Below are 26,293 nucleotides of genomic sequence, written 5' to 3' on the forward strand. Positions count from 1 at the left end.
TCTTCGACACCAGCCAGAGTCGCACCCGCAAATGGTGCGACATGAACACGTGCGGGAATCGTCAGAAGAAGGCGCGCTTCAACGCCAACCAGCGCAAAAACCCCAGCTCAGCGGAGTGATCGTCACCTCGGTACATCCAAGCGGGCCCTTGAACCGCGAAGACCCCCAGCCATGATCGACTGGGGGTCTTCGCACTGGTGGGCGCGGACGGTTTCGAACCGCCGACATCTGCCTTGTAAGACCAGAGGTGTCCCTCGGGCTCGCTCTGACACACTCCGGTCATCCTGGCGTGTGCTGGTCAGAGACATCTCTCGCTCCCGCCACCTCCGGGAGTCCCGGGCCCCGACGGGGCCTCCGCTCACGCATCGCTCACGCAACAGCCCCCTGCTATGAGGGGGCTGAACAGGCGCAACTCCATTGTCTCGCATCGTGCGTACACGCACTAGGGGGCACCAGACATGGAGCTGCGTGTGGGCCAACCCCAACTTGCACCCATAACGCCTCTGGGGTGTGGTCACAATCAGTAGCTGCGATTTCTGGTGCGAGCGGGGCAGACAAGCCCATACTCACCGCATGACGAACTGGAAGATTGCGATAGAAGTGAGCGAAGCGGACGATCACCGTGCAGATCGAAAGCCAGGTGCGGTGGTGCACGCTTACGACGTCGATGCGCAGCAGCTCCCGCACGAGGTGGCATCGGCGTACACGGTCATCCCGGATACGGGCTGGAGACTGCCGTTCCTTCCTGGGCCCCGTTGCCAGGTCTGCGAGAGCAGTGTGCCGCGCAGGTAGTCGGTCGAGACATGGAGCGGCCCCGGCCGAGCGATACCCGGCCGGGGCCAAGCGGGGCCCGGTCAGGCGCGGGCCTGGACGATGAGGGTGCCGATGTGTCCAGCCTTCGGCGCTTCCACCACCGTCGCCTCGACAGCAGCGAAGCCAGCCCGAAGCAGATGCCGCTCCCACACCGCCGGCTTGTAGCTGTAGCGGTAGGTGAACATCGCCCTCCCCGCGAAACCGCCCTTGTACATGCCCTGCGGCCCGTAGGCGCCCGGGATGGCTGGCGGCTGAGAGAACACAAAGACGCCCCCCGGAACCAGACGCTCACGGACTAGGGGGAAGAGACGGGACGGGTCGGTGAACCAGGCCGCGCCGAAGATGGAGTACACGGCTTCGTACCGGCTCTCATCGGCAGCGAGCCAGTCGAGAATCTCCCCTTGCTCGATCCGTACCCCGAGGGGCGCCCACCGCTCACCGGCGAGCTCCACCATGCGCGGCGACAGGTCGACCCCGGTGGCCTTGACGCCCTGCTCGGCGAGGTGGGCGAGGGCACGGCCGGTTCCGCAGCCGATCTCCAGCACGGACTCTGGAGTGCCCAGCAGTTCGGTGCCGGGGCCGTGTCCGGCGTACTGCGTCCAGCAGAACGAGGGCTCTGCGTCAGACTTGAACGCGGACTCGGCGAAGGTGTCCCAGAGTTCGGTCTCGGCGGGGATGTCGTGGGGTACGGGCACAGCTGTTCCTCTGGTCGTCGGGATGCGGGAGCCCCCGCCCTCGGGAGCCGTGAGGACGGGGGCGACTGTAGCGGGCTCAGTGGCTGTCGGGGACCTTGTCGTCGCACGGGGAGCAGTCGGCGCCATCGATGGCCCACAGTTCCTCGTCGATCGCCCAGCCCTGGGTCTTCAGGAAGTCGCCGGTGCGCAGGCACAAACCGTCGCGGCGGCGCTCGATGAACGGGGCGTGGTGCTTGAACCGGCCGCCGTTGTAGAGACGGCAGATGCCCCACCACACGGGTGTGTCGAGGATGAGCTGGTGAACGCCGATGTCGACGAGCTTGCCTACGCCGAGGTGTACGTCCTGGTTTTCGATTGAGCCCATGACGTACATGACTGCGTTGCCGAGGATCCGCTCGGCCATGTCGCGGACCATCGTGTGATCTCGCAGGAGTAGCGCGATCTCGCGGTCCCAGATGGTCATGCCGGAGTCGAAGATGTTGACGGTCAGTTCCGTGATGTGCGGAGCGACCGCGTTGAGCAGCTCTTGCGGCTCGCGGGTGCGGGTTGCGGCGGAATGCTCTAACGCTACGGTCACGTCTTCCTCCTGGTGTGGACGTGTGCCCCCGCTTGGGAGCGCTGGCCCCGCCCGCCCCAAGAGCTACGGGGTACGGGGCTGGCGGGAGAGTGATGAGCGGCCCGCCCGCCAACGAGGCTCACAAACGGGCGGGCCGCCCCTTCCCGTGCCGTGGGCTGTCCGACGTGGCCACGGCACAGGGGACTATCGAGGTAAGCGCCGGACGTAGGCCGCCCGCTCCGCGCACCTCTCGTGCAGCCGGATCGTGATGCCGCCAGCCGAGATGGAGACCTTCGCGAAGGTTCTGACCTTCTGGCCCTGGGTGATCGGCTGATCGCAGTGTCCGCAGAACCGAGTGCCCTCGCTCATCCCCGCACCTCGCGCAGCTTCTGCCGCAGGGCTTGGCCTTCGGCGCAGCGGGCGGGGTTGTCGTAGCACCGCAGGCACCCTTGTGAGTGGTCGAGGACGGCCTTGTGCGCGTTGAGGATGGCGCAGGGGCGGCAGCCGCGGGGGAACCAGCTGGCGGACGATCCGTGCGCGTCTACCTCCCGCACGCCGAGGTCGACGGCGGTCGAGTTTCTGAGGGCGACAGCGCACCACACGCAGGCTCGGCCGCGTACCTGCTGCCCCGAGAGGCCACCGGGGTCGGGCAGTTGCACGGGCGGCGCCTCGAGCGTGCTTCCTACTCCGCTTCTCGCGCCTGGCCCTGGGCCCGTAATCTCGCCCATGTCGACTCCATCTCAGTCGGCCATGCCCCGGGGCCGGTTGCACGGTCGCCGGGGCGCTGTACGACTCATGGAATCGGTGCGCTACACAGCGTGACAGGGATGTAGCGTCATACTTTTCCGACGCTATTCGCCGACCCCCAGAAACTCGGCCAACGACCGCAGCCCCGGAGGATGGTTGGGGAGCGCCCACAGGTCGCGCACGATGGCCACGGCCAAGGTGTGGTGCTGCATCCACGTCGGCGCCACACGCCGCAGGGACTCCAGAGCTTTCACCGCCCCCGCCGCGTCGCTCAGATCTGTATGGGCTCGGGCTACGTCCAGCAGCAGCCACGTCCGCCATGACGGCGGGGTGTCCTTGCTTAGTCGCATCCCCTTCGCCAGGGTCAGGGCCTCCTCGGGATGCCCGTACTGCACGGCCAGGCGGACGCGCTCGATGCGCACCGAGGAGGGACTGAAGACGCTGACCATCCGACTGTCGCTGCCCTGAGGCAGCTTGGCCACCCGGGCGGCTTCCTTCTCGGCGTGCTCCATCAGCGAGGCGGCCCGCTCATAGTCGTTGCTGCGCGCGGCCGACGTGGCTGCGGACATCGTCAACGCCCCCCAGACCTTCAGGCCATCGGCGGTGCCGGTGTGCCCGTTGTCCTTGATATCGGCGGCGGCGTGCAGGGCGATACTCAGGGCGTCGCCGAGGCGGCCCTGCCGCTGGTACGTCCACGCAACAGAGTTGACGATCATGGCGGGGAGCAGGGGGTCAGACGATCGGCCCGCCGCTTCTATGGCCCGTTCCAGCCCGATCAGGGCGAGGTCGGTTTTCCCCATCCGCACGGCAACGTGCCCCGCCAGCTGGAGAACCTTGCCCAGCGCTGCGAATCCGGTGCCCTGGTCTGTGCTGTCGGGCGCTGCCGTGGCGGCGCGCGCGTCCGAGATCATGTCGGGCAGCGTCTTCATCACGGTGTCGAACTCGGCGGCGTGGTACTGCGTCCAGCCCTCTGCGATCTGCTCACGCAGGTCGGGCAGTGAGAAGTCGGGTCCTGGGGTTTTGGGCTCGGCCACCCAGAGCGCGGGCATGATGGCGCGTCGCACGGCCACGAATCGGGGGCCATCGTTCTCTCCCGTCGAGACGGCGGGAGGGTCGCCCAGGAGGGTCGTCAGCTCTACGCCGAGACCGTTCGCTAGGGCATGAAGCGTGGGCAGGCGAGCCGAGTGCTTCCGTCCCTGCTCAAGCTGCCGGATCACGTCTACGGACACGTCGGACCGCTCGGCCAATTCCTCTTGAGTCAGGGAGGCCAGGCGGCGCAGGCGTCGGAGAGTTCGCCCCAGGTCGTCGTTTGCCACGGGGCCACGGTACGCCGACCCGGTGGCCAGGGAGAGTGCGCTTGGCGCCGCCCTTGCTGACGGGGTGGATGTGGTCGACGGCGTCTGCTGCACCGTGGCCGCAGACGATGCATACGTCGGACGGCGAGGATGCGGGCCGCATCCTGCGGTAGTCGTATTGAGTGAGTTCGACGCGACCGGCCATGGCTGCTCGCCTCCGTGCTCATGGGCTCACAGTTTGGGATCCTGACGCGGTGATCATGACTGAGCCGTTTGCAGCCGCCGTGGCCACTGTCGCGCCAGTGCTGATCCTCGTCGGGTCAGTGGAGTTGGCTGCGCTAGGCGTTGCTGAGCAGGAGGCTTGGAAGGCGGAACTGCATGCTGCCTCTGCGAGCGTCGAGTTGGTTGAGGGTCTTGGCGAGTCTCAACCCTTGTGGGTGCGGCAAGAGATCCAGCGAAGGAAGCTTCAGCCAGGGGCCCAGGACAAGTGGAGGAAGTCGGTCCAGTCGTTTCTGTACGTCGTCTGGTTCGCGCTGTCGATGGCTCTCTTGGTTGCGTTCGTGCTGTCGCTCGACTGGCTGGCGGCGCCGGACCCGGATTCGGCGCCACAGCTCGCGCGGTTCTGTTTTGGAGTCTTGTTCCTGGGGTTCCTGATGGTGGCAGAGGCTCCCTTGGTCCGCTCGGTGATAAAGGAGTGGGCACATAAGCGGCAGATGTCCGAGCGTGTTCGTTCGGTCCGGGTTTTCATGGAGAGCACCGCCGCGCTCGAGATGCAGGGGAACCAGTCATCGCCCTCGCCGAACCCGTGAAACGACGAAGCCCCAGCCGGGTGTCCGGTCCGGGGCTTCGCGTGCGTCTGTGGTGCCGGTTGAGGGCACAGTTGTACACCGGGATCGTGACACCGCTCTGACCTGCGCGTCAAGTGGCGGCGCGGGTGCGGCGCTTGGCGTCAAGGGCTGCGACGTCTTGGACCTTGAACCAGGGCTGTCGTGGGCTGCCGCCGGATCGGGTGAGCTGACCGCGGCGGACGAGCTGGCGGACGCCGTCGAGGCTGACGCCGAGGACGGTCGCGGTCTGGTGGGCGGTGAGGTGGCCGGGCCGGATGATCTGCGACACCATGCGGCCGGTGTGGGCGCGTGCTGCACTGGTGTGGTGATCGGAAGCGGCCATGGCCGGTAGCGGCGGACAGCAGCGGCGGGGGCTGGTGTGGCGTGCGCGGCGGTGCTGGGCTGGCATGGGCCTGCTGGGTCGGATCGTTGCCGCTGTGGTTGCCGTGGCAGTCGGGCTACTCGTCTTGGGGGCGATCCTGTCTTCTTGCGGACATGGGGCGGATGAGCCGCAGGCGCCGGTCACAACCAGCGCTTCCCCCACCCCTAGCCCCTCGCTGTCGAGCCCAACGCCTGCTGAACCGTCACCGTCACTCAGTGAGAGCGTCACACCGCCGCCGCGTCCGGCGGAGACGGCCACGGAGACAGAGGCGCCGGAGCCCCCGCCGAGCCCCGAGTCGTCAGCAGCTCCGGACGTCTACTACGAGAACTGCGCCGAGGCACGGGCTGCCGGTGCGGCGCCGTTGATCGCGGGGGAGCCGGGTTACCGCCCCGAGCTTGACCGTAACCTTGATGGGGTTGCCTGCGAGTCGCCGTGACGATGAACGTCTACACGCACGTCGTGCAGGACACGCAGCGCGAGGCAGTCAGTCACATGGACCGGATGCTCAAACGGCGGATCGACCGTGGATGACCATGGCCGCTGATGTCAGATCCGGATGTCAAAGACCCCCAGCCATGATCGGCTGGGGGTCTTCGCACTGGTGGGCGCGGACGGTTTCGAACCGCCGACATCTGCCTTGTAAGGGCAGCGCTCTACCGCTGAGCTACGCGCCCGGGATGTTTCGACAGCCTACCCTGCCTGTGGCCCCGGCCTGCAAACCCGTATGGGGGTGGCCAGGGAGGGGGTTAACCCCACCCCCGATCCGGGAGTGTGCCGGATCCCGTGGGGCGGGGTTCGTTCGTACGGTCGTAGGGCGCCCGGGGAAGTTGTAGTCGTGGCGTGGACTGCCTGCCACAGCCGCTCAGGGGGAGATCTTCATGACCGTCCGTTCCGTCGATTCCATCGATTCCGTGGATTCCGTCCGGGCCGACCGCACCGCCCGCCGCCCCCGCGGCCTCCGCGTCCTCGCCGCCGCCAGTGGCGCCGTCGCCGTCGTTCTTCTCGCCGGTGCCTGCGGGGCCAGTGCCGATGACGACTCGGATCCGGAGCGGCGGGCGTTCGCGTTGGAGGGGAAGACCTTGACCGTCGACTCCGATGACTCCGCGCTGGAGTTCGTCACCGGGGAGTCGGGCAGCTCAGAGGTCAAGGTGACGCGGTGGTTCGAAGGGGCAAGTGCGCTCGGCGGGGACACCAAGGTGACCTGGGCCGTGGACGGGGACCGGCTGACCCTGCGCATGAAGTGCTCCGGTGTCTTCGTCGACTGCTCGGCCAAGCACCGCATCGAGGTGCCCCGTGGGGTGGCCCTGAAGGTGGTGAACGGTGATGGGCGTGTGAGCGCCAGTGGCATGCTAGAACCGCTCTCCATTCGCACCAAGGACGGCTCCGTCACCGTCAAGGACTCCACCGGGCCGCTGAGGCTGGACAGCGGCGACGGAGCGGTGAATGCGACCGGCGTCCGGTCGGAGCGCGTCCGTGCGACCTCCAAGGACGGCGCCGTACGGCTCGAGCTGGCCTCCGTGCCCGATCGAGTCGAGGCACGCAGCGCGGACGGAGCCGTCACCATCGAGGTACCGAAGAAGAGGGGCGGCCGCGACGTCTCGTACGACGTGGCGACCAGGACGGCCGACGGGGCCGTGGATGTTTCCGTTCCCCGCGACAGTGGTAGTCCGCACCTGGTGTCCGCCCGCAGCGAAGACGGCAAAGTCACGGTGCGCAGCGCGAACTAACAGGCCCGTGTGTTCGTCATTAACCGGTGGGAGAATGTGACACCGGGCAAGGCGGATGACAGCACGGGAGAGGGATAGTGACGGCGACACCTTCGCAGCCGTACACACCGGACACGTCGAGCAAGTCGAGTACGTCAGTGGTGCCGGATGAGGATGTACGTCGCTGCGGGAGCGTGCGGCCGCGTTCCGGCCCGGACCACCGCCAGGACCGTCGAAGCCCCCTCCGTGATGCCGTGGCGCTCGCCCTTCTGCCCCTCCCCCTCCTCGCCCTCACCCTCCCCGCCGCCTTCGCGGGCGGCGGCACCCGGCGGTGGTTCGGCGGGCGCGGGGAGAGCGTGCGGGCCGACGCCCAGGCCGCGAAGGACGCGGCGGCGGCCGCGTTCTACGAACTGGACACCGCCCAGCGGGATCTGCGGATCTCCATCGAGACCATCGTCGCCGTCGACTCCACGCCCGCCGCGCAGCGGGCGGTCTCGGATTTCGAGGCCATCGGGCGGCGGATCGACGAGGCCAGCCGTCAGTACATCAGCGCTGTCGACGCGCACGATCTCGACCGTGATGATCTAGAGGCCTCCGTCGCCGCCCGCGCACGCACCGAGCTCACCGAGGCCAAGGGCGAGCTGGACAAGGCCAAGCAGGACCTTGACCGGTTCCAGCAGGGGCTCGGGCCGCTGCTCGACAAGGCGGAGACGCAGCTCGCCCGGCTCGCCCCGGCCGTCGAGCGAGCCCGCCAGACCCTCCTCGCCGCCAGCAACGCCCTCGATGCCGTACGAGGGGCCGGGCTCAAGGCCGATGACCTCGCCGCACGCCTGGCGGCCCTCGGGCCCGAGCTGACCAAGCTCAATCAAGGGGCGGGCCAGCACGGCGTGCCGGAAACGCTGCAGCGCGCCGACCGCGTCCTGCGGGACGCCGAGGCCGTGCGCGCCGAGGCCGAACGGCTGCCCGAGCGTGCCGCCGAGATAGACCGCCGTCTTGTGTCGCTGCGTACGCGCGCGCAGGCGCTCACCACCCGCAGCGGCCAGGTCGACCCGGTCCTCAGCGAACTGCGGCGGCGGTTCACGGCAGCCTGCTGGCAGGACCTGCAGCGCGTGCCGGACCAGACCGCGGAGAACGTACGGCAGGCCGAGGTCAAGCTGAAGGAGGCCCGGCAGGCGCGCGAGGAGCAGCGCTGGCCTGACGCCACCTCCCTGCTCTCGACGGTCCGCGCCCTGCTGAACTCGACGGACGAGGCGGTCTCGGCCGCCGGCGACCGGCTGCAGCGGCTCAACGCGGTGGCGAAGGACCCCCAGCACGAGATCGAGCGCACCCGCTTCGCGATCCGCGACGCCCAGCGCCTCGCCATGGCGGGCCGCCAGACCCCGGAGCAGCGGCACGCCCGCCCGCTCGACGAGTCCGTGGCCCGCCTGGACCGCGCGGTGGCCTCCCTGGAGGGGCGCCACCCGGACTACTGGCACTTCCTGACCGAGACCGAGGCCGTGCGGCAGGCGGTGGCGCGCGTGGTCACGCAGATCCGGGAGGAGCGGGGGCAGGGGGCCTAGGGGGCCGCCGCGCCCAGGGACCGCCGGGTTCCGGCCCCGTCTGCTGGCGGTCCGCGGCCCGCGGGCGGATCCTGGAGTTACGTACGCCGACGTCACCGTACGCAGACCGACGTCACCGGCGTCGCAGCAGCAACGTACAGAAGCGGCCTCCGCGCGCACCAAGGGAGGCGGACATGGCCACGCATGTACTTCACCCAGGGGCGAAGCGGCCCAGGCGGCACGTCACGCTGAACGAACACCTTCCCGTCGACCACCACCTCAGCACGATCTACCGCGTCGGCGCGGGTCTGATGGGGCTCGTCCTGCTCGCGTTCGGCATCCTCGGCCTGATCGACAAGGTCGGCTTCTTCGACACCGGGGGCGACACCGTCGCCGGTCTGAACACCAACGGCGCGCTCAGCGTCCTGTCGATCTGCGTCGGACTGCTCCTGTTCGTCGGCATGGTGATCGGCGGCAACTTCGCCTCGACGCTCAACATGGTCCTGGGCTGCCTCTTCGTCCTCAGCGGCTTCGTCAATCTCGCCCTGCTGGACTCCAGCTTCAACTTCCTCGCCTTCCGCATCCAGAACGTCCTGTTCAGCTTCGTCGTGGGCGTCATGCTGATGGTCTTCGGGATGTACGGGAGGGTCGGCTCGGCCCTGCCGCACGACAACCCGTACTGGCAGGCACGCCACCCCGAGCAGGTGCGGCACGCCGGGCGCGGGCGGGGGCACGGGAACGGGAACGGGAAGGGAAACGGGGCCCACCACCCTGAGCAGGCAGGCTGAACGCCCTGTGCGAGCCTTGGGGCATGTCGGACCTCACCACTGCCTTCAGTACAGCCCTGCGGACCCGGCGCCTGGTCGCCATCGTCCGCGGCACCGACGCGGAGGCCTCCTTCCGGACGGTCATGGCGCTCGTCGAGTCCGGTGTCCCGCTCGTCGAGGTCTCCCTCAGCGGCGCCGACGCGTTGGGCGTCCTGCGCCGGGTGCGCGCCGAACTGGGCGACGACGCCTGGCTGGGCGCGGGCACGGTCCTGACCGCGGACGACGCGCGACGAGCCGCGGACGCGGGGGCCAACCTCATCGTGACGCCGGGCCTCGGGGCCGGCGTGGACGAGGCCCTGCGGTGTGAACTCCCGGTCGCCGCCGGGGTGTTGACCCCCACCGACGTGATCGCGGCGAGCGCCGCCGGAGCCACCGCGCTGAAGATCTTCCCCGCTTCGGCGATGGGCGGACCCGCGTATCTCAAGGCGCTGCGGGCCCCCTTCCCCGACCTGCCCTTCGTACCGGTGGGCGGCGTGGACGCTGCCGCCGCCGAGGAGTACTTGGCGCTCGGCGCGGTCGCCGTGGGCGTCGGCTCCCCGCTCGTCGGGGACGCGGCGGACGGCGGGGACCTGAACGCGCTGCGCAAGCGCGCGGCGGAGTTCGTAACGGTCGCGGGGGCAGCCGCGGGGGCCGGACGATGAGCGCCACTACCCCTGGGACCGCCACCGACGTCCTCACCCTGGGCGAGACCATGGTCGCCCTGCGCGGCAGCGGCCCGCTCAAGCTGGGCGGTTCGATGGACGTGTCCGTCGCGGGCGCCGAGTCGAACGTCGCCATCGGCCTCGCGCGTCTGGGCCACCCGACGCGGTGGGCGGGCGCCGTCGGCGACGACGAGGCGGGCGAGCTGGTCCTTCGCACGCTGCGTGCCGAGGGCGTCGACGTCAGCGGCGCGACCCGCGATCCGGACGCGCCCACGGGTCTCATCCTCTTCGAGCCGCGGCTGCCCGAAGTGACCCGCGTGCACTACTACCGTGCGGGCTCCGCCGGTTCACGCCTCACGGCGGCCTCGGTCGAGCACGCATTCGCCTCTCCCGGCGCACCTCGCGTCCTGCACCTCACCGGCATCACCCCGGCGCTGGGCCCTTCCGCCCTCGACGCGTGCCGGCGCGCCCTCCAACTGGCCCGGGAGCACGGCACGACGGTCTGCCTCGACGTCAACTTCCGCTCCCGGCTGTGGAGCGACGAGGAGTCCGCCGCGGTCATGCGTTCCTGGATCCCGTACGTCGATGTCCTCATCGCGTCGGACGACGAACTGCCGCTGTGCGTACCGGAGACGACAGCCGCCGGTGAAGCCCACGCCCTGGCCAAGGCGCTCCTCGCGCAGGGCGTCCGCGAGGTCGTGGTCAAGCTCGGCGCCGACGGTGCCACCGCGTACACCGGCGACGGCGAGCTGTACGCTCCGGCGCGCCCGGTGCGGGCGGTGGACGCCGTGGGTGCGGGGGACGCGTTCGTCGCCGGGTATCTTTCGGCGCTGCTCGACGGGGACGACGTGGCGGGGCGCCTCGACCGGGCCGTGACGACGGGGGCCTTCGCCGTGGCGTCGCACGGGGACTGGGAGGGAGCGCCCACGCGGGCGGAGCTCGGGCTGCTGGGAGCGGGGCCCGGGACCGTGGTGCGTTAGCGCTCCGCCGGGCGTGGCTCCGCTGGGCGTGGCTCCGCCGGGCGTGGGGTGATGTTCCCTGCCGGGGCGCGGTACCGCACCACAACTGCTAGCCGCAGCAACCCCCGCCACAGCAGCCGCCTCCGCCACCGCCGCCGCGTGGGGCAGGCGCCGAGGAGGAACCCCCGACGGCCACCGTCGACAGCAGCTTCACCGTGTCCTCGTGCCCGGCGGGGCAGGCCGCGGGGGCGGCGGACTCGGCCATCGGGCGGCTCAGCTCAAAGGTGTCGCCACAGGAGCGGCAGCGGTACTCGTATCGGGGCATGGGCCAAGGCTAACGGCAGCGGACCTGCCAGAGGTCAGGAGCGGGCCGACCCATGGCGCAGGAACCCCCGCAGGATCTCCTCCCCCGCCGCGACACCCCGCTCCGGCAGCACCGTGAGCCCCGGCGCCGTCCAGCCCGTGTCCGCAAGCTCGCCGTGGCCCGGCCGCCACGAGCGGTCGGCGGCGAGCAGCAGATCGGCGTCGAGGAGCGAGTCACCGGCGGCGAGGATCTCGTCCGCGTCGATACGGCGTGCCACCTCGTGCACCGCGGCGCTCTTGGTCAGCGGCTTCGGCACGGCGTAGATCTTGCGGCCCTGCAGCGAGACGGTCCAGCCCCGGCCCTCCGCCCACACGGCGAGCTCCTTGACCCACCCTTCCGGCAGCAGGGAACGCTCGACGACCAGATAGGCGAAGAGATCCTCGGCCACCCGCTCCTTCAGGAGCCAGGCCGGGTCGGCGGTGCGCACCATGTGCGCGCGGACCTCGTCGAGCGAGGCGCACTCGGCGGCGAGGCGCCGGTCGACGCCCGCCCGCCACGCGGGGTCGGACACTCCGTCGACCAGCAGGTGCCCTCCATTGGCGCAGATCGCGAACTTCGGTGCGGGGCCGGGCAGATGGATGCGGCCGTACTGCTCGCGCGTCCGCGTGGTCGTCGGCACGAAGACCGTGCCGCGGCCCACCTCGTCGAGGAGCCCGGCCGCGGTCTCGGTGACGTACGACAGCGGCTTGCTCTCGTACACCTCGACGCAGAGCAGGCGCGGCGCGTCGGCGTCGGGCATGGTCAGGCCGAGGGCGGCGGCGGAGTAGATGAGGGTGCGGTCGAGGTCGCTGGCGACGAGGACCGTGCGGGGCGTGCTCCCATGTGCGCTCACTTGGAGGCCACCGCCTTGCCGTCCGTGCCGGTGGCTCCGCGCGTGAACTGAGGGTGGATCAAGCCGACGCACGTGTAAGGGAGTTCGTCCACTTCCTCGACCGGTACGCCGCGCTGCTCCGCGAGGAGTCGTACGTGATCGAGGTCGGCCCCCGCCCCCGCGCGCGCCAGGATCTTCCAGGGAACGCGGCGCAGCAGGACGCGCGTCGTCTCGCCGACGCCCGGCTTGACCAGGTTCACGTCGTGGATGCCGTACTCCTCGCTGATCCGCTCGACGGCTGCCCAGCCCTCCCAGGTCGGGGCCCTGTCGGCCGAGAGCAGCTCCTTGGCCTGGGCGTCGACGGCGTCGGCCACCTCGTCGAAGCGCGCCGCGATGGCGTCGAGGAAGTCGAGGGACACGTCGCCGTCGGCGAGCTCGCGGTAGAACTTCGCGCCGTGGAAGTCATCGGGTCCGACCAGATCCGCGCGCAGGACGGTGCGCGATATCAGGCCGGACACCGTCGAGTTGAGGCAGGCCGACGGGATGAGGAAGTCCTCGCGGGTGCCGTAGGTGCGGACGCAGGAGCCGGGGTCGGCGAGCACGGCGATCTCCGGGTTGAAGCCCGCGGGGCCACCTGATGCCTCGAACTCCCTTACTGCGTCGGCGAGTTCGCGGGTGATCGCGCCCTTGCCCGTCCAACCGTCGACGAAGACGACGTCGGCCGTGTCGTGGTGGGCGGCGAGCCACCGCAGCGCGTTGGCGTCGATGCCGCGGCCGCGCACGATCGACACCGCGTAGTGCGGCAGGTCGAGGCCGTGCCGGTGCTGCGCCCAGCGCCGCATCAGCACGCCGACGGGCGTGCCCGCGCGGGCAAGGGAGACGAGGACGGGGCGGGGCGACCGCTCGGCGAGCACGGTCTCGGTGACGGTGCCGACGGCCTGCGCGATGCGGGCGGCGGAGGTGCCGAGCGCCGCACGGAACAGCTCTTGGTACTGCGGGCTCGGCTGGTACTCGACCGGCAGCGACTCGGCGTAGTGCGCGCCACCGCTCTGTATCGCCTCCTCGCGCTCCTCGGTGGGCGCCTCGAGCCGCACGTCCGAGAGGTCCTGGAGCAGCCAGCCGACGTCTTCGGCCGCGTACGAGGAGAAGTCGGGGCCGCGGAGGGGCTCGGGCAGCATGGAGGGCCTTTCGGGGACGTACGAGGGCACGACGGCGAGCAGCACCCGCGGGGTGTGCGCGGCGAGCTGCGCCAACAGGCCGTCGGGGGCGTGGAGTTCGGGGCGGTCGCCGGCGGAGTCGACCACGATGACGATCGCGTCGAAGTCACCGCCCGCGACGTTGTACGCGTACCTCTCGCCGGGTCCGTCGGCGGGCGCGTCGTGCGCGGGGAAGACGAGGCGGCTGCGGATGGCGTAGCCGGGGTCGTCGACGGCGAGGACGGGCGAGCGAGTGGTGGTGGAGTAGCGGACCTCGGTGTCGCCGCCGAGCCGCTCCTCCAGGGCCGCTCCGAGGGCCAGCGGCGCGTACATCAGCTCCTCGAAGCCGAGTACGAGAACGCGGGCGCGGGCTCGGACGCGGGCGGGACCCGGTGCGTCCGGAAGCAGCACCTCCGCGATCCGCCCGGCCATCCCGGGCAGCGCGGCGTCCAGCGCCGCCCGGTGCTCGGGCGCGAAGCCGTGGCGCCCGCCGTCCGGCACTCCGGCGGGCCAGCCGATGTCGACCCGGGTGACAGAGCCGGCCTCCCGGCGCGGGGCGGGGAGCGCCGAAGCGTCGTACGAAGCCTCGTACTCCTCGACCAGCGCCTGTCCCTTCTCCAGGACCCCGTCCGGCAGGCTCACCGTGCCGGACGCCATCGTGATCAGGTCGACGCGCGCGCCGATCTCCCGGGCGAAGTCGGCCAGGCGGCCCTGGTCCTGCGGGGAGCGCATGTCGACGAGGGCCACGATGACGTACCGCTCGCGCGGGAACAGCTCGTGCAGTGCGCGGATGGTGTTGAGGACCGTGTTCCCGGTGGAGAACTCGTCGTCGACGAGGACCAGCGGGCCGTCCCTGGTGAGGAGCCTGGGGTCCTCGGGGAGCAGCAGATGCGAGGTCGCGTGCGAGTGGGACTCCTCGAAGCCGCCCGCCCTGCGCACGCCGTCGACCGGGCGGCGCGTGGAGTGGAGGTAGGGCGCGAGGCCGATGCCGTCCGCGACGCAGTGGCCGAGGCCGGTCGCCGTCTCGGCGTACCCGAGGACGACGGCGCGCCGCGCCTCCGCGTCGCCCAGGAGCGCGCGCGCCCGGACGCCGAGGTCGTGCCCGGCCGCGTACACGACCGAAGGGCGCTGCGGCACATGCTTGCCGAGGACGTTCGACACCAGGAGGTGCGCCCGCTTCGGGTTGCGGCGCAGGGCGAGGCCGAGCAGGTCGCTCAGCCCCGCGTCCCCGGCCAACTCCACGCCGAGCCGCTCGGCGACCCACGTCCCTGACCACACCACGTCGTCGTTCACAGTCCTCGCACAGTCCTTACGTTCCTTGCAGTCGGGCCGAAGCCAAAGAAGCCCGGCGGAGCCGGTGGTCAGTCGGAGAGCCCGGCGGTGAGCAGCTCGACGAAGCCGATGTCCTCGCGCGCGACGCCGAAGACCTCGGCGCGCTGGAGGGTCCGCTCGGCCCACGCGCGATGCGGTTTCACCTCGTTCATCTTGTTCGTGTACGCCGAGCGCATGACCCCGCCGCCGCCCCGCTCCGGGCGCAGGATGTCCTCGGCGTCGCTGAACTCCTCGTGGCTGACGACCGAGAGCGCGTGCACGGGCAGGACGTGCGAGGGGTGGATGCAGGTCTTGCCGAGCAGGCCGTTGGCCCGGTCCAGCTCGATCTCGCGGAGCAGCCCGTCGATGTCGTGCTCGATGAGCGCCTGCCGCAGCTCCTCCGCCCGGCCCTCCAGGAAGGGGCTCCGGCGCAGCTGCGGCTTGAACATTCTCTCCTGGACGCGGAAGTACTCCCACACGGGCCCGGTCACGGTGAAGCCCGTGCCGTCGGCCCGGCCGAGGTGGTTGACCACGTCGGCGATGACCGAGGCCACGATGTGGACGTCGTACGCGGTCATGTGCGGCGGTCTGCGCAGTCCGTACGCCGAGCAGAAGTCGGTGACGCCGAGCCGCAGCGCGAGCACGCGCTCGCGGTACTTGTCGACGGTGCGGGCGATCCCGGCGAGGGTTTCCGCGCGGCTCTCCAGGTGCAGCAGCTCGGGCGATTCGAGGACCGGCATCGCGAAGAGGCGACGGCCGCTCGCGGCCTCCGCCACGGCGAGCGACTCCAGGAAGGCGACGCCGCGCTCCTCGGTGAACTTGGGCAGTACGAAGCCGGACAACAGCCGGATGCCGGCTCCGAGGCGTTTCGCCAGGTCGGCTATCTGCTCGGGGGCCCGGACCCGGATGAACAGCAGCGGAGGCTCCGCGCCGTCCCGCTCCGCCAGGTCGGCGAACTGCCTGACCAGGTTCTCCTCGGCGCCGACGACCTCCGCGTCGTCGATCGAGTCCTCGAGGCAGAGCACCATCGAGATCACGCCACGCCCGGCCTGCTTCAGGATGTCGTCGGCGAGGCGGGGGCGCGTGGCCGGGCTGTAGAGCGTGGCCCCCAGGGCGGCAGCGAGCAGGCGTGGGGAGGAGTCCGCGGTGAAGGCGCACGGCTCCCGATGGAAGAGACGCTGCCGTACCTCTGGGGCTATATGCCCGAAATGACGCATGATTTCCCCTGTACTCGTCGGCGCGACCCGACGTGATGTGGCCGGTAATAGTACGTAGGGACGGGTGTCAAGGGTTCCCCATGGGCATGAAATTCAGGTAACCCGGCCATGTCAGACACACAGGCCACACACCGTCACCCCCGCGTTGTCCCGTCCAGGACCGGGAAGGCAGGATGACCGCATGACGCACGCGATGTTGAAGGGGTCGAACGTCCCGCTCGAAGCCACGGCCGTCCGCGCAGTGCTGCGCTGGACCCCCGGACAGGGCGTCCCGGACGTCGACGCGTCGGCTCTGCTGCTCGGCGCCGACGGCCGCGTGCGCTCCGACGAGGACTTTGTCTTCTACAACCAGCCGCGCCACCCGTCGGGCAAGGTCTGGCGGCTCGGCAAGAAGCGCGTCGCCCAGGGCCTCTCCGAGGGCCTGACCGACACGGTCCAGACGGATCTGACGGGCCTGGATCCCGCGGTGAGCCGCGTCCTGGTCGTCGCATCCGCCGACAACGTCGCCTTCGAGAACGTACGCGCGCTGCGCATCCTGCTGTACGACGCCACCATCGGCGACGGCGAACCGCTTGCGTACTTCGACATCACCCCGCAGACGGGCGCCGAGACCGCCCTGATCTGCGGCGAGCTCTACCGGCGCGGTGACGTCTGGAAGTTCCGCGCCCTGGGCGAGGGATATCTGAACGGCCTCGAAGGTCTCGCCGGCGACTTCGGCATCTCCGTGGACGAGTCGGAGGCGGTGCCCGAGCCGACGACCGAAGCCTCGCTCCCGCAGCCCTATCCCCAGCAGCAGCCGATGCCGGCCCCAGCCACGCAGGCTCCGGCTCCGCAGCCCTTCCCCGCACCGGCCCCGCAGCCTTCCTACGGCTACCCTCCCGAGCCCCCGCGCCACCAGCCGGCCCCGCAGCCCTCCTACGGCTACCCACAGCACGCGCCCGCCCATGCGGCACCGGTCCCGCAGCCCAGTTACGGCTATCCGCAGCCCGTGGCCGCGATGCCCGACCCGAACTTCCGGCTGCCGCCCCAGGGCCCGCAGTTCCTGGCACGCTGAGCGCGCGAAGGACGCCGGAGCCTGAGCCGCGCCCCGGAGCACGCTGAGCCTGCGGTGAGGGCCCCACGCGCTGAGCCTGCGGTGAGGGCTCCGCACGGGGCCGTTCCGACGCCGCCGCGCGGGGCCGCTCAGACGCCGCCGACCTTCGACTTGTAGCCACGGCCCCACTGCAGCCCCCAGCCGTACAGCCGGTCGAGCTCGGCCTGGAAGCCGTACACGAACTTCACCTCGCGGCGCACGACCAGCTCGCCCTTGACGTTCTCCAGCGTGAACACGGCACAGGAGCGGGCCTGCGGCTGGCGCTCGTCCAGGTCGATCTCGATCCGCGGGCCGTTGCTGGGATAGAGCGTCACCTTGGCGTGCGTACGGTCGAAGGCCGGCGTCTGGTCGTAGATGTACGCGAAGAACAGCAGCCGCTTGATCGACTCGCGGTGGTCGAGGTTCACGTAGATCGTCTCGCCGGACGGCGAACCGAACCGGTCGTCGCCGCTGAGCTTCACGTACGGCGGGGCGTTCAGGCTCCCGAAGAAGCTGCCGAGCGGCTGGACGACGCCCTTGGTGCCCTCCACCGTCTCGTACAGGCAGCCGAGGTCGAGGTCCACGTTGACCACGCCCTGGGTGTGCGCCTGCACCACGTCGGGCTGGAACATCCGCAGAGGGTGCCGCAGCAGGCCGCTGCTCTTGGGCTTGCCGATGATGTCGGACGTACGCATCTGCCAGGAGAGGTTGACCCGGAGGTTGCCGGTGGCCGCGCCCTGTTTGTTGAGCGAGACCGTCGGGTGCCGCTTGGTGAGTTCGATGGAGTTGGTCGCGGCGCTGCCCGACTCGAAGTCCATCGCGCGCCCACGGAATAAGCCGTCCCAGAAGGACATCGCCGCCCCCAAAATTGCCGGGGCCCCATGGGCCCGTCGTGAATGCCACGGGGCGGCCAGGAGGACTCTTCCTCGATGGCCGCCCCGTTCAGAAGCGTTCCTCACTCGGCCCCGCGTCACACGCCGGGAACGAGTCAGACCCTGGGTCAGACGCCGGAAGCGACCTCGGACTTCTCGTCCGAGCCCGAGCCGTTTCCTTCGGCCCGCGCCAACGCCTTGTTGCGGCGCACGGACGAGAAGAAGGACCAGGCGATCAGGAGGACGCCGACGCTGCCGGTGATGACCTCATGGATCTCGTACTGGATGGTGACGAGCAGGATCACGGCGAGGGCACCGATCGCGTAGTGCGCGCCGTGCTCCAGGTACACGTAGTCGTCGAGGGTGCCCTGGCGGACCAGGTAGACGGTGAGCGACCGGACGTACATCGCGCCGATACCGAGGCCGAGCGCCATCAGGACGATGTCGTTGGTGATGGCGAAGGCGCCGATGACGCCGTCGAAGGAGAACGACGCGTCCAGGACCTCGAGGTAGAGGAACATGAAGAACGCGGCCTTGCCCGCCATGACGACAGCAGGAACCTTCTTGCCGCTCTTCTTGGCCTCTTCCTCCTGCTCGTGCTCGCGCTCCTCCTCTTCCTCGAGTTTGTTCTCGAAGAACCCGGAGAGACCGCCCACCACCAGATAGGTGATGAGTCCGGCGACGCCGGAGAGGAGCACCGTCTCCGCCTTGTCCACATGTGTGCCGCCGTGCTGGTGGGCATTGGCGGCGAAGGTCATCGCGGTGACCATCAGCACGATCAGCGCGATGCAGACCGACAGCATGTCGATCTTGCCGAGCTTGGCGAGCGGGCGCTCGAGCCAGCCGAGCCACTTGATGTCACGGTCCTCGAAGACGAAGTCGAGGAAGATCATCAGCAGGAACATGCCACCGAACGCGGCGATCGACGGGTGAGCGTCGGTCACCAGCTGCTGGTACTGGTCCTTGTCGTTGAGCGCGAGCCGCACAGCCTCGATCGGGCCGATCTTGGCGCTGATGGCCACGATCGCGACGGGGAAGACAAGCCGCATGCCGAAGACGGCGATCAGCACACCGATGGTGAGGAAGATCTTCTGCCAGAAGGCACTCATCTTCTTCAGGATCCCGGCGTTGACCACCGCGTTGTCGAAGGACAGCGAGATCTCGAGGATGGACAGGATCGCCACGATCCCGAAACCTGTCCACCCCCCGTAGAACACCGCCGCGACCAGGCCGAGCGCGGTAACCGCGAACGACCAGCCGAAGGTTTTCAGAAGCACTGGCTACCCAATCGTGTGTGTACGGGCTCCCGTTTAGCGGTCTCCCCCGCGCCGGTCCCCGGCTTTACGAAACATTGACCCCGAAGTCTAGAGCGATGCCCCGCAGACCTGACGCGTACCCCTGCCCAACGGCACGGAACTTCCATTCTCCGCCGTAGCGGTACACCTCGCCGAAGATCATCGCGGTCTCCGTGGAGGCGTCCTCGGAGAGGTCGTACCGCGCGAGCTCCTGGTGATCGGCTTGATTGACCACGCGGATGAAAGCGTTGCTGACCTGACCGAACGCCTGGCCGCGATTGTCCGCGTCATGGATCGAGACAGGGAAGACGATCTTGTCGCAGGTGGCGGGAACCTTGGAGAGATCGATCAGGAGCGACTCGTCGTCCCCGTCACCCTCTCCCGTGAGGTTGTCGCCGGTGTGTTCGACAGAGCCGTCCGGGCTCTTGAGGTTGTTGTAGAAGACGAACCACTCGTCGCCGAGAATCCGGCCCGAGTTGCACATCAGCGCGCTGGCGTCGAGGTCGAAGGGTGCTCCGGTGGTGGAGCGCGCGTCCCAGCCGAGGCCGATCAGGACCTGTGTGAGGTTCGGTGCGGCCTTGGAGAGGGAGACGTTGCCTCCCTTGGCGAGCGTGACGCCCATGATGTGGTCCTCCCCGTGGTTCGAGAGCAAGAATTCCCCGGGCTCCCATGGTTCGGGAGCGGTGTTCGGGAGCAAGAGTTTTGAGCACGTCCGGCGCCGCACTCGTGGTGTGCGGCGCCGGACGACAAGGCGGAGGGCGTTACTCGGCTCAGACGTTGACGCCGAAGTCCTGCGCGATGCCGCGCAGGCCCGAGGCGTAGCCCTGGCCGACGGCGCGGAACTTCCACTCCGCTCCGTTGCGGTACAGCTCGCCGAAGACCATCGCCGTCTCCGTCGAGGCGTCCTCGGAGAGGTCGTACCGCGCGATCTCCGCGCCGCCCGCCTGGTTCACGACGCGGATGAACGCGTTGCGGACCTGGCCGAACGACTGCTGGCGGGTCTCGGCGTCGTAGATCGAGACCGGGAAGACGATCTTGTCCACGTCGGCCGGAACGGCCGCCAGGTTGACCTTGATCGCCTCGTCGTCGCCCTCGCCCTCACCGGTGGTGTTGTCACCGGTGTGCTCGACGGATCCGTCCGGGCTCTTCAGGTTGTTGAAGAACACGAAGTTGCCGTCGCTGCTGACCTTGCCCTCGGCATTCGTCAGAATGGCGCTGGCGTCGAGGTCGAAGTCCGTACCGGTGGTGGTGCGGACGTCCCAGCCCAGGCCGATCAGAACAGCGGTCAGGCCGGGCGCCTCCTTGCTCAGCGATACGTTGCCGCCCTTGCTGAGGCTGACTCCCACTAGTCCTCCCAATAAGTTGTCCAGGGGCGGGGAGCCCCAGTCGTGCTTTGCCATCAGATCAACGAGTGGATCCTAGTGACCGGTTCCCGGCCGCCACAGGCTCTGCGCCTGAAGAATCACAGGGTGTCACCCCTGAGGAATCACAGGGTGCCGAGCGCCTTGACGTACTCGTTGAGGTCGCGGGCGTCCGGCAGGCCGTTGACGACAGTCCAGCGCACCACGCCCTCCTTGTCGATGATGAAGGTGCCGCGCACGGCGCAGCCCTTCTCCTCATCGAAGACCCCGTACGCACGCGACGCCTCACCGTGCGGCCAGAAATCGGAGAGCAGCGGGTATTCCAGGCCCTCCTGTTCGGCGAAGACGCGCAGGGTGTGGATGGAGTCGTTCGAGACCGCGAGCAGCTGGGTGTCGTCGTTGACGAACGTCGGCAGTTCGTCGCGCAGCGCGCAGAGCTCGCCCGTGCACACGCCGGTGAACGCGAACGGATAGAAGAGCAGCACCACGTTCTTCTCGCCGCGGAAGTCCGACAGCTTGACGGTCCGGCCGTGGTTGTCCTTCAGCTCGAAGTCCGGGGCCTTGGTGCCGGTCGCGATTCCAGCGAGCGCCATGAGCGCCATGAGTTCGCATCCCTTCGATGGGGCTGTTCGGGTGACGACCACCCTACGCAACGGGCGTTTCGTGCGATCACCCCGCAGGGCGGGCACTTCTCCGCGCCGTCCCCACGCACGCATGAGCCCCCACCGGCGGCATGCGTCGGTGGGGGCTCACAGCGATTGGCTCAGTCGACTTCCTGCTGCCTGAGCGGCAGCTTCACCGCTTCTTGGCTGCCGCCTTCGGCGTGACCAGACGGCTGCCCGTCCAGTCCTTGCCCGCGCTGATGCTCTTGGTCTGAGCGAGGCCTGCGGTCTGGGCTGCTTCGTTGATGTCGCTCGCCTCGACGTAGCCGTCACGGCCCGTCTTCGGCGTCATCAGCCAGAGGTCGCCGCCCTCTTCGATCAGCTGGGTAGCGTCAACCAGCGCATCCGTCAGGTCGCCGTCGTCCTCGCGGAACCACAGCACTACAGCGTCAGCAGTGTCGTCGTAGTCCTCATCGACGAGCTCGCTGCCGATCACCCCTTCAATGGCCTCGCGGAGCTCCTGATCGACATCGTCGTCGTAGCCGATCTCCTGGACCACCTGCTCGGGCTGGAAACCCAGCCTCGCGGCAGGGTTGGTCCGCTCCTCCGCGTGGTCCGCGGTCGCGCTCACGGCTTGCCTCCTGATCATGTTTTCGGGAATGCCTTCATCCACGCGCGTGCGCGGGACATTGGCGGTAGTCCACACGGGCGGACCGGATCGCGCAAGTACCCGGCCGTCAAGACCGCTGAAACGGTGACGTTCCCGGCCGTGTCGCCGCAACTCAAGGCCCACCTGCCAGATCCTTCTCCGCTCGCACTTCGCTCGTACGACGCCGAACGGAACTGAGGTCCGAACGGCCTTACGAACCGGCTAGGCAGGATGGGCGTATCGTTGCGATTTGGTCGAGCCTACCCCAGGGCCGCCGGGCGGAGGCCTCGGTTACCTCTCAGTAGAGATGACGATTCCGCCCACGCGGTACACGATGGGGAACGTCTCACAGCCAGGCAGAACCCAGGCGAAAGCCCCAACAGCGAAGGAACAGCGTGGCTTCCGGATCCGATCGCAACCCGATCATCATTGGCGGCCTGCCGAGTCAGGTCCCGGACTTCGATCCCGAAGAGACCCAGGAGTGGCTCGACTCCCTTGATGCCGCGGTCGACGAACGCGGCCGCGAACGGGCCCGCTACCTGATGCTCCGGCTCATCGAACGCGCGCGCGAGAAGCGCGTCGCCGTGCCCGAGATGCGCAGCACGGACTACGTCAACACGATCGCCACCAAGGACGAGCCCTTCTTCCCCGGCAACGAGGAGATCGAGCGCAAGGTCCTGAACGCGACCCGCTGGAACGCCGCCGTGATGGTGTCGCGCGCCCAGCGCCCCGGTATCGGGGTCGGCGGTCACATCGCCACGTTCGCCTCATCGGCCTCGCTCTACGACGTGGGCTTCAACCACTTCTTCCGCGGCAAGGACGAGGGCGACGGCGGCGACCAGATCTTCTTCCAGGGGCACGCCTCCCCCGGTATCTATGCCCGCGCGTTCCTCCTCGACCGGCTCTCCGAGCAGCAGCTCGACGCGTTCCGCCAGGAGAAGTCGAAGGCCCCGAACGGGCTCTCGTCCTACCCGCACCCGCGGCTGATGCCGGACTTCTGGGAGTTCCCGACCGTCTCCATGGGCCTGGGCCCGCTCGGCGCGATCTTCCAGGCGCGGATGAACCGCTACATGGAGGCGCGCGGCATCGCCGACACCTCCAAGTCCCACGTCTGGGCCTACCTCGGTGACGGCGAGATGGACGAGCCCGAGTCGCTCGGCCAGCTCTCCATCGCCGCCCGCGAGGGCCTGGACAACCTGACCTTCGTCGTCAACTGCAACCTCCAGCGCCTCGACGGCCCGGTGCGCGGCAACGGCAAGATCATCCAGGAGCTGGAGTCGCAGTTCCGCGGCGCCGGCTGGAACGTCATCAAGCTGGTCTGGGACCGCAGCTGGGACCCGCTGCTCGCCCAGGACCGCGACGGCGTCCTGGTCAACCGGCTCAACACCACGCCCGACGGCCAGTTCCAGACGTACGCGACCGAGACCGGCTCGTACATCCGCGAGCACTTCTTCGGCGACGACCACCGCCTGCGCTCCATGGTCGAGAACATGACCGACGAGCAGATCCTGCACCTGGGCCGCGGCGGCCACGACCACAAGAAGGTCTACGCGGCGTACGCGGCCGCCAAGGCCCACAAGGGCCAGCCGACCGTCATCCTGGCGCAGACGGTCAAGGGCTGGACCCTCGGCCCGAACTTCGAGGGCCGCAACGCCACGCACCAGATGAAGAAGCTGACGGCCGACGACCTCAAGGGCTTCCGCGACCGCCTGCACATCCCGATCACGGACAAGGAGCTGGAGGGCGGCGCCCCGCCGTACTACCACCCGGGCCGCGACTCGGAAGAGATCCAGTACATGCACGACCGCCGCCAGGGCCTCGGCGGTTACGTCCCGACCCGCGTGGTCCGCTCGAAGCCCCTCCAGCTTCCCGAGGACAAGACGTACGCGACCGCGAAGAAGGGTTCGGGCCAGCAGTCGATCGCCACCACCATGGCGTTCGTCCGCATCCTGAAGGACCTCATGCGGGACAAGGAGATCGGCAAGCGCTTCGTGCTGATCGCCCCCGACGAGTACCGCACCTTCGGCATGGACGCCTTCTTCCCGAGCGCGAAGATCTACAACCCGCTCGGCCAGCAGTACGAGGCGGTCGACCGCGAACTGCTCCTCGCCTACAAGGAGTCCCCGACCGGCCAGATGCTGCATGACGGCATCTCCGAGGCCGGCTGCACGGCCTCGCTGATCGCCGCGGGCTCGGCCTACGCCACCCACGGCGAACCGCTCATCCCCGTGTACGTCTTCTACTCGATGTTCGGTTTCCAGCGCACCGGCGACCAGTTCTGGCAGATGGCCGACCAACTGGCCCGCGGCTTCGTCCTGGGCGCCACCGCCGGCCGCACGACGCTGACCGGCGAGGGTCTCCAGCACGCGGACGGCCACTCGCAGCTGCTCGCCTCGACCAACCCGGGCTGCGTCGCCTACGACCCGGCCTTCGGTTACGAGATCGCGCACATCGTCAAGGACGGCCTGCGCCGGATGTACGGCCCCGACAGCGAGGACGTCTTCTACTACCTCACCGTCTACAACGAGCCGATCCAGCACCCGGCCGAGCCGGCCGACGTGGACGTCGACGGCATCCTCAAGGGCATCTACCGCTTCAAGGCGGGCGAGCAGGGCGCCATCCCGGCGCAGATCCTCGCCTCCGGTGTCGCGGTCCCGTGGGCGGTCGAGGCCCAGCAGATCCTCGCTTCGGAGTGGAACGTCAAGGCGGACGTCTGGTCGGCGACCTCCTGGAACGAACTGCGCCGCGAGGCGGTCGACGTGGAGCGCCACAACCTCCTGCACCCCGAGGAGGAGCAGCGCACCCCGTACGTGACGCAGAAGCTGTCCGGCGCCGAGGGCCCGTTCGTGGCCGTCTCCGACTGGATGCGGAGCGTCCCCGACCAGATCTCCCGCTGGGTTCCCGGCACCTACCAGTCCCTGGGCGCCGACGGCTTCGGCTTCGCGGACACCCGCGGTGCCGCACGCCGCTTCTTCCACATCGACGCGCAGTCGATCGTGGTCGGCGTGCTGACCGAGCTGGCCCGCGAGGGCAAGCTCGACCGCTCCGTCCTGAAGCAGGCCATCGACCGCTATCAGCTGCTCGACGTCACGGCTGCCGACCCGGGCGCTGCTGGGGGCGACGCCTAGTCCCTGCGGGGCGGGCGGGCATGAGCGAGTCCTGTAGCACGTAGGTCGTTCGGAGGGCGGTGGGGCGGTGGCTCCCGCCGCCCTCCGGCGTTTCCTACGATGCGCGCATGGAAGCGCCCATAAAGCACCAACCGGCACAGCTCCGCTGGGAGCGACGCACCCAACGTCCGCTCCTCGTGCTCGCGATGGCCTTCGCCGTCGCCTACGCCGTGCCCATCGTGGTGCCCGACGCGAGCAAGAGCGTCGCGACCACCTGCACGGTGGTGGAGTGGATCGTCTGGGCCTCGTTCGCCGCGGACTATCTCGTACGCCTCTACCTCACCGACCACCGCAAGCAGTTCGTCCGCTCGCACTGGCTCGACCTCTGTGCTGTCCTCCTCCCCATGCTGCAGCCGCTGCGGTTGCTGCGGCTCGTCTCGACCCTGATGCTGGTCGGGCGCCGGGCCCGGATGGCGTCTCAGATTCAGCTGACGACCTATGTCGCCGGTGCCGTCGTGGGCCTCCTCATGTTCGGTTCGCTGGCTGTCCTTTCGGTGGAGCGGGAGTCACCGAACGGCAATATCAAGACCCTTGGCGACGCGGTGTGGTGGTCCTTCACCACGATGACCACCGTCGGCTACGGCGATCACGCGCCGACGACCGGGCTCGGCCGCATACTCGCGGTCGGCCTGATGCTGTCGGGCATCGCGCTCCTTGGTGTGGTCACCGCCAATATCGCGGCCTGGTTCATCTCGCGCTTCGACCGGGACGACGTCGAGGAGCGGCGCCAGACGGCGGCGATCGAGGCGCTGACGACGGAGGTGCGAGCGCTGCGGGCGCAGGTGACGGCGCTCTCGGGTGGGGCGGAGCCTGGGGCAGGGCCTGGGGCGGGGCCTGACGCCGCCCCCGGTTCGAGGCCGCCTGAGTCTCCGTTCAGTTCTCCCATACCTTGAACGCCCGTACACGATAAGGCGATTCGGGAAGCCAGGTGCCACCCCCTGGATAGGTGTCGAACTCGCCCGTCTCGGCGCACTCCGCGGATTGATACGTGGTGACCGGCCGGCCCGTGCGGTTGGCGAGGGCTTGAGCGCTGCCCCCCTCCGGCAGCGCTACACAGCTCTCGATGTCGATCTCGGACAGCTCATACGCCTGTCGGGCGCCCTTGAACTGCGCCTTCCCCCATAGACAGAGCTCCCCCGGCCCGCAACCGGCGAGCCTGGGTGGCGCTGCTGCCCCCGCGTGCCTCGCGGGTGTCGCGGAATCGGCCTTGGTGAACGGTGTCGTGGCTCCGGCCGGAACGGGGGTCAGGATCACCGTGGCGAGCGCGGCCGCGGCGAAGGTCGTGGGCATGGTCGTACGCATCTGCATCAACTCCCGTGTCGTGTCGATCACTTGCCAGAACTGTGACCCACTCGCTAGCTCCGTCGGAAGGGGTACGGATGTGCGTCAC

27 protein-coding genes, 1 tRNA gene and 1 pseudogene are annotated in these 26,293 nt (G+C 69.3%); 12 read left to right on the plus strand and 17 right to left on the minus strand.

What is annotated here, in order from left to right; translation table 11 throughout:
- On the plus strand, nt 1-119 hold a 119-nt coding region (locus ABD378_RS14105; RefSeq protein ID WP_344521274.1), incomplete at its 5' end, for a CGNR zinc finger domain-containing protein.
- 735 nt (nt 120-854) lie between these two features.
- On the opposite strand, the gene ABD378_RS14110 is transcribed toward ABD378_RS14105, so the two are convergent.
- From ABD378_RS14110 to ABD378_RS14125, 4 genes are all read right to left on the minus strand, one after another.
- On the minus strand, nt 855-1,508 hold the full coding sequence (locus ABD378_RS14110) for a class I SAM-dependent methyltransferase (RefSeq protein WP_344521087.1): 654 nt from the start codon (nt 1,506-1,508) through the stop codon (nt 855-857).
- Between the two features lie 76 nt (nt 1,509-1,584).
- The gene (locus ABD378_RS14115; RefSeq protein ID WP_344521088.1) at nt 1,585-2,085 is read right to left on the minus strand and encodes a glycine-rich domain-containing protein; all 501 of its coding nucleotides are present in this window, start codon (nt 2,083-2,085) and stop codon (nt 1,585-1,587) included.
- A 344-nt stretch (nt 2,086-2,429) separates the two neighbouring features.
- Complete coding sequence (locus ABD378_RS14120) at nt 2,430-2,723, minus strand: hypothetical protein (protein ID WP_344521089.1); 294 nt, start codon at nt 2,721-2,723, stop codon at nt 2,430-2,432.
- A gap of 192 nt (nt 2,724-2,915) precedes the next feature.
- A complete protein-coding gene (locus ABD378_RS14125; RefSeq protein ID WP_344521090.1) occupies nt 2,916-4,127 on the minus strand; it encodes a helix-turn-helix domain-containing protein in 1,212 nt (403 codons plus the stop codon).
- Nucleotides 4,128-4,360: 233 nt separating this feature from the next.
- Here ABD378_RS14125 and ABD378_RS14130 point away from each other — a divergent pair, with 233 nt between their 5' ends.
- Nucleotides 4,361-4,915: a hypothetical protein gene (locus ABD378_RS14130; protein WP_344521091.1), complete on the plus strand. Its 555-nt coding sequence runs from the start codon at nt 4,361-4,363 to the stop codon at nt 4,913-4,915.
- A 109-nt stretch (nt 4,916-5,024) separates the two neighbouring features.
- Here ABD378_RS14130 and ABD378_RS14135 read toward each other — a convergent pair whose 3' ends face one another.
- Complete coding sequence (locus tag ABD378_RS14135) at nt 5,025-5,276, minus strand: hypothetical protein (RefSeq protein WP_344521092.1); 252 nt, start codon at nt 5,274-5,276, stop codon at nt 5,025-5,027.
- Between the two features lie 64 nt (nt 5,277-5,340).
- On the opposite strand from ABD378_RS14135, the gene ABD378_RS14140 reads away from it, so the two are divergent.
- Nucleotides 5,341-5,751 carry an excalibur calcium-binding domain-containing protein gene (locus ABD378_RS14140; RefSeq protein WP_344521093.1) on the plus strand — a complete coding sequence of 137 codons (411 nt, stop codon included), beginning with the start codon at nt 5,341-5,343 and terminating at the stop codon, nt 5,749-5,751.
- Nucleotides 5,751-5,846, plus strand: a pseudogene (locus ABD378_RS44315) (tyrosine-type recombinase/integrase); the annotation flags it as partial. The gene ABD378_RS14140 and the pseudogene ABD378_RS44315, both read left to right, overlap by 1 nt.
- Nucleotides 5,847-5,914: 68 nt before the next feature.
- On the opposite strand, the gene ABD378_RS14145 reads toward ABD378_RS44315, so the two are convergent.
- Nucleotides 5,915-5,989, minus strand: a tRNA-Val gene (locus tag ABD378_RS14145).
- A gap of 204 nt (nt 5,990-6,193) precedes the next feature.
- Between ABD378_RS14145 and ABD378_RS14150 the strand changes: the two genes are divergently transcribed.
- From ABD378_RS14150 to ABD378_RS14170, 5 genes are all read left to right on the plus strand, one after another.
- The gene (locus tag ABD378_RS14150) at nt 6,194-7,042 is read left to right on the plus strand and encodes a DUF4097 family beta strand repeat-containing protein (protein ID WP_344521095.1); all 849 of its coding nucleotides are present in this window, start codon (nt 6,194-6,196) and stop codon (nt 7,040-7,042) included.
- Nucleotides 7,043-7,179: 137 nt separating this feature from the next.
- Nucleotides 7,180-8,580, plus strand: a complete 1,401-nt coding sequence (locus ABD378_RS14155; protein WP_386546827.1) for a hypothetical protein — start codon at nt 7,180-7,182, stop codon at nt 8,578-8,580.
- A 173-nt stretch (nt 8,581-8,753) separates the two neighbouring features.
- A complete protein-coding gene (locus ABD378_RS14160) occupies nt 8,754-9,347 on the plus strand; it encodes a DUF4383 domain-containing protein (RefSeq protein ID WP_344521098.1) in 594 nt (197 codons plus the stop codon).
- 23 nt (nt 9,348-9,370) lie between these two features.
- Nucleotides 9,371-10,027, plus strand: a complete 657-nt coding sequence (locus ABD378_RS14165) for a bifunctional 4-hydroxy-2-oxoglutarate aldolase/2-dehydro-3-deoxy-phosphogluconate aldolase (RefSeq protein ID WP_344521100.1) — start codon at nt 9,371-9,373, stop codon at nt 10,025-10,027.
- A complete protein-coding gene (locus ABD378_RS14170; protein ID WP_344521101.1) occupies nt 10,024-11,007 on the plus strand; it encodes a sugar kinase in 984 nt (327 codons plus the stop codon). The genes ABD378_RS14165 and ABD378_RS14170 overlap by 4 nt, the downstream gene beginning before the upstream one ends.
- 88 nt (nt 11,008-11,095) lie before the next feature.
- Here ABD378_RS14170 and ABD378_RS14175 read toward each other — a convergent pair whose 3' ends face one another.
- From ABD378_RS14175 to ABD378_RS14190, 4 genes are all read right to left on the minus strand, one after another.
- Nucleotides 11,096-11,311 carry an FmdB family zinc ribbon protein gene (locus tag ABD378_RS14175; RefSeq protein WP_344521102.1) on the minus strand — a complete coding sequence of 72 codons (216 nt, stop codon included), beginning with the start codon at nt 11,309-11,311 and terminating at the stop codon, nt 11,096-11,098.
- 34 nt (nt 11,312-11,345) lie between these two features.
- A complete protein-coding gene (locus tag ABD378_RS14180) occupies nt 11,346-12,182 on the minus strand; it encodes an HAD family hydrolase (RefSeq protein WP_344521104.1) in 837 nt (278 codons plus the stop codon).
- Nucleotides 12,179-14,650, minus strand: a complete 2,472-nt coding sequence (locus ABD378_RS14185) for a phosphoribosyltransferase (protein ID WP_344521106.1) — start codon at nt 14,648-14,650, stop codon at nt 12,179-12,181. Before ABD378_RS14185 ends, ABD378_RS14180 begins: the two co-directional genes overlap by 4 nt.
- A gap of 68 nt (nt 14,651-14,718) precedes the next feature.
- Entirely contained in the window at nt 14,719-15,885 is a 1,167-nt protein-coding gene (locus ABD378_RS14190; protein ID WP_344521108.1) for an HpcH/HpaI aldolase/citrate lyase family protein, read from the minus strand.
- A 181-nt stretch (nt 15,886-16,066) separates the two neighbouring features.
- On the opposite strand from ABD378_RS14190, the gene ABD378_RS14195 reads away from it, so the two are divergent.
- Nucleotides 16,067-16,939, plus strand: coding sequence for a TerD family protein (locus tag ABD378_RS14195; protein WP_344521110.1), 873 nt, complete (start codon nt 16,067-16,069; stop codon nt 16,937-16,939).
- Between the two features lie 128 nt (nt 16,940-17,067).
- Here the strand turns inward: ABD378_RS14195 and ABD378_RS14200 are convergent, their stop codons facing one another.
- The 6 genes from ABD378_RS14200 to ABD378_RS14225 all read right to left on the minus strand — a co-directional run bounded on the left by ABD378_RS14200 (nt 17,068) and on the right by ABD378_RS14225 (nt 21,718).
- Nucleotides 17,068-17,811, minus strand: a complete 744-nt coding sequence (locus ABD378_RS14200) for a TerD family protein (protein ID WP_344521112.1) — start codon at nt 17,809-17,811, stop codon at nt 17,068-17,070.
- Nucleotides 17,812-17,957: 146 nt separating this feature from the next.
- Complete coding sequence (locus ABD378_RS14205) at nt 17,958-19,106, minus strand: DUF475 domain-containing protein (protein WP_344521113.1); 1,149 nt, start codon at nt 19,104-19,106, stop codon at nt 17,958-17,960.
- 64 nt (nt 19,107-19,170) lie between these two features.
- The gene (locus ABD378_RS14210; RefSeq protein ID WP_249593058.1) at nt 19,171-19,746 is read right to left on the minus strand and encodes a TerD family protein; all 576 of its coding nucleotides are present in this window, start codon (nt 19,744-19,746) and stop codon (nt 19,171-19,173) included.
- A gap of 148 nt (nt 19,747-19,894) precedes the next feature.
- Complete coding sequence (locus ABD378_RS14215; RefSeq protein WP_344521115.1) at nt 19,895-20,470, minus strand: TerD family protein; 576 nt, start codon at nt 20,468-20,470, stop codon at nt 19,895-19,897.
- A 140-nt stretch (nt 20,471-20,610) separates the two neighbouring features.
- Complete coding sequence (locus tag ABD378_RS14220; RefSeq protein ID WP_344521117.1) at nt 20,611-21,078, minus strand: peroxiredoxin; 468 nt, start codon at nt 21,076-21,078, stop codon at nt 20,611-20,613.
- Between the two features lie 202 nt (nt 21,079-21,280).
- Entirely contained in the window at nt 21,281-21,718 is a 438-nt protein-coding gene (locus ABD378_RS14225) for a DUF3052 domain-containing protein (protein ID WP_249590132.1), read from the minus strand.
- A gap of 413 nt (nt 21,719-22,131) precedes the next feature.
- Here ABD378_RS14225 and aceE point away from each other — a divergent pair, with 413 nt between their 5' ends.
- Entirely contained in the window at nt 22,132-24,864 is a 2,733-nt protein-coding gene (gene aceE, locus ABD378_RS14230) for a pyruvate dehydrogenase (acetyl-transferring), homodimeric type (RefSeq protein WP_344521119.1), read from the plus strand.
- Between the two features lie 107 nt (nt 24,865-24,971).
- Nucleotides 24,972-25,796, plus strand: coding sequence for a potassium channel family protein (locus ABD378_RS14235; protein ID WP_344521121.1), 825 nt, complete (start codon nt 24,972-24,974; stop codon nt 25,794-25,796).
- Here ABD378_RS14235 and ABD378_RS14240 read toward each other — a convergent pair.
- Entirely contained in the window at nt 25,777-26,193 is a 417-nt protein-coding gene (locus tag ABD378_RS14240) for a peptidase inhibitor family I36 protein (RefSeq protein ID WP_425583844.1), read from the minus strand. The two genes, ABD378_RS14235 and ABD378_RS14240, sit on opposite strands and share 20 nt — an antisense overlap.
- Nucleotides 26,194-26,293: the final 100 nt, after the last annotated feature.

It is taken from the genome of Streptomyces rectiviolaceus, assembly GCF_039533825.1.
Lineage (GTDB): Bacteria > Actinomycetota > Actinomycetes > Streptomycetales > Streptomycetaceae > Streptomyces > Streptomyces rectiviolaceus.

What these genes read in the sequence shown, in the direction of transcription:
- ABD378_RS14220 (WP_344521117.1), bottom strand. Translation starts at nt 21,078, where the DNA reads ATGGCGCTCGCTGGAATCGCGACCGGCACCAAGGCCCCGGACTTCGAG.
- ABD378_RS14140 (WP_344521093.1), top strand. Translation starts at nt 5,341, where the DNA reads ATGGGCCTGCTGGGTCGGATCGTTGCCGCTGTGGTTGCCGTGGCAGTC.
- ABD378_RS14235 (WP_344521121.1), top strand. Translation starts at nt 24,972, where the DNA reads ATGGAAGCGCCCATAAAGCACCAACCGGCACAGCTCCGCTGGGAGCGA.
- ABD378_RS14175 (WP_344521102.1), bottom strand. Translation starts at nt 11,311, where the DNA reads ATGCCCCGATACGAGTACCGCTGCCGCTCCTGTGGCGACACCTTTGAG.
- ABD378_RS14210 (WP_249593058.1), bottom strand. Translation starts at nt 19,746, where the DNA reads ATGGGCGTCACGCTCGCCAAGGGAGGCAACGTCTCCCTCTCCAAGGCC.
- ABD378_RS14160 (WP_344521098.1), top strand. Translation starts at nt 8,754, where the DNA reads ATGGCCACGCATGTACTTCACCCAGGGGCGAAGCGGCCCAGGCGGCAC.
- ABD378_RS14150 (WP_344521095.1), top strand. Translation starts at nt 6,194, where the DNA reads ATGACCGTCCGTTCCGTCGATTCCATCGATTCCGTGGATTCCGTCCGG.
- ABD378_RS14165 (WP_344521100.1), top strand. Translation starts at nt 9,371, where the DNA reads ATGTCGGACCTCACCACTGCCTTCAGTACAGCCCTGCGGACCCGGCGC.
- ABD378_RS14170 (WP_344521101.1), top strand. Translation starts at nt 10,024, where the DNA reads ATGAGCGCCACTACCCCTGGGACCGCCACCGACGTCCTCACCCTGGGC.
- ABD378_RS14135 (WP_344521092.1), bottom strand. Translation starts at nt 5,276, where the DNA reads ATGGCCGCTTCCGATCACCACACCAGTGCAGCACGCGCCCACACCGGC.
- ABD378_RS14200 (WP_344521112.1), bottom strand. Translation starts at nt 17,811, where the DNA reads ATGTCCTTCTGGGACGGCTTATTCCGTGGGCGCGCGATGGACTTCGAG.
- ABD378_RS14195 (WP_344521110.1), top strand. Translation starts at nt 16,067, where the DNA reads ATGACGCACGCGATGTTGAAGGGGTCGAACGTCCCGCTCGAAGCCACG.
- ABD378_RS14240 (WP_425583844.1), bottom strand. Translation starts at nt 26,193, where the DNA reads ATGCCCACGACCTTCGCCGCGGCCGCGCTCGCCACGGTGATCCTGACC.
- ABD378_RS14190 (WP_344521108.1), bottom strand. Translation starts at nt 15,885, where the DNA reads ATGCGTCATTTCGGGCATATAGCCCCAGAGGTACGGCAGCGTCTCTTC.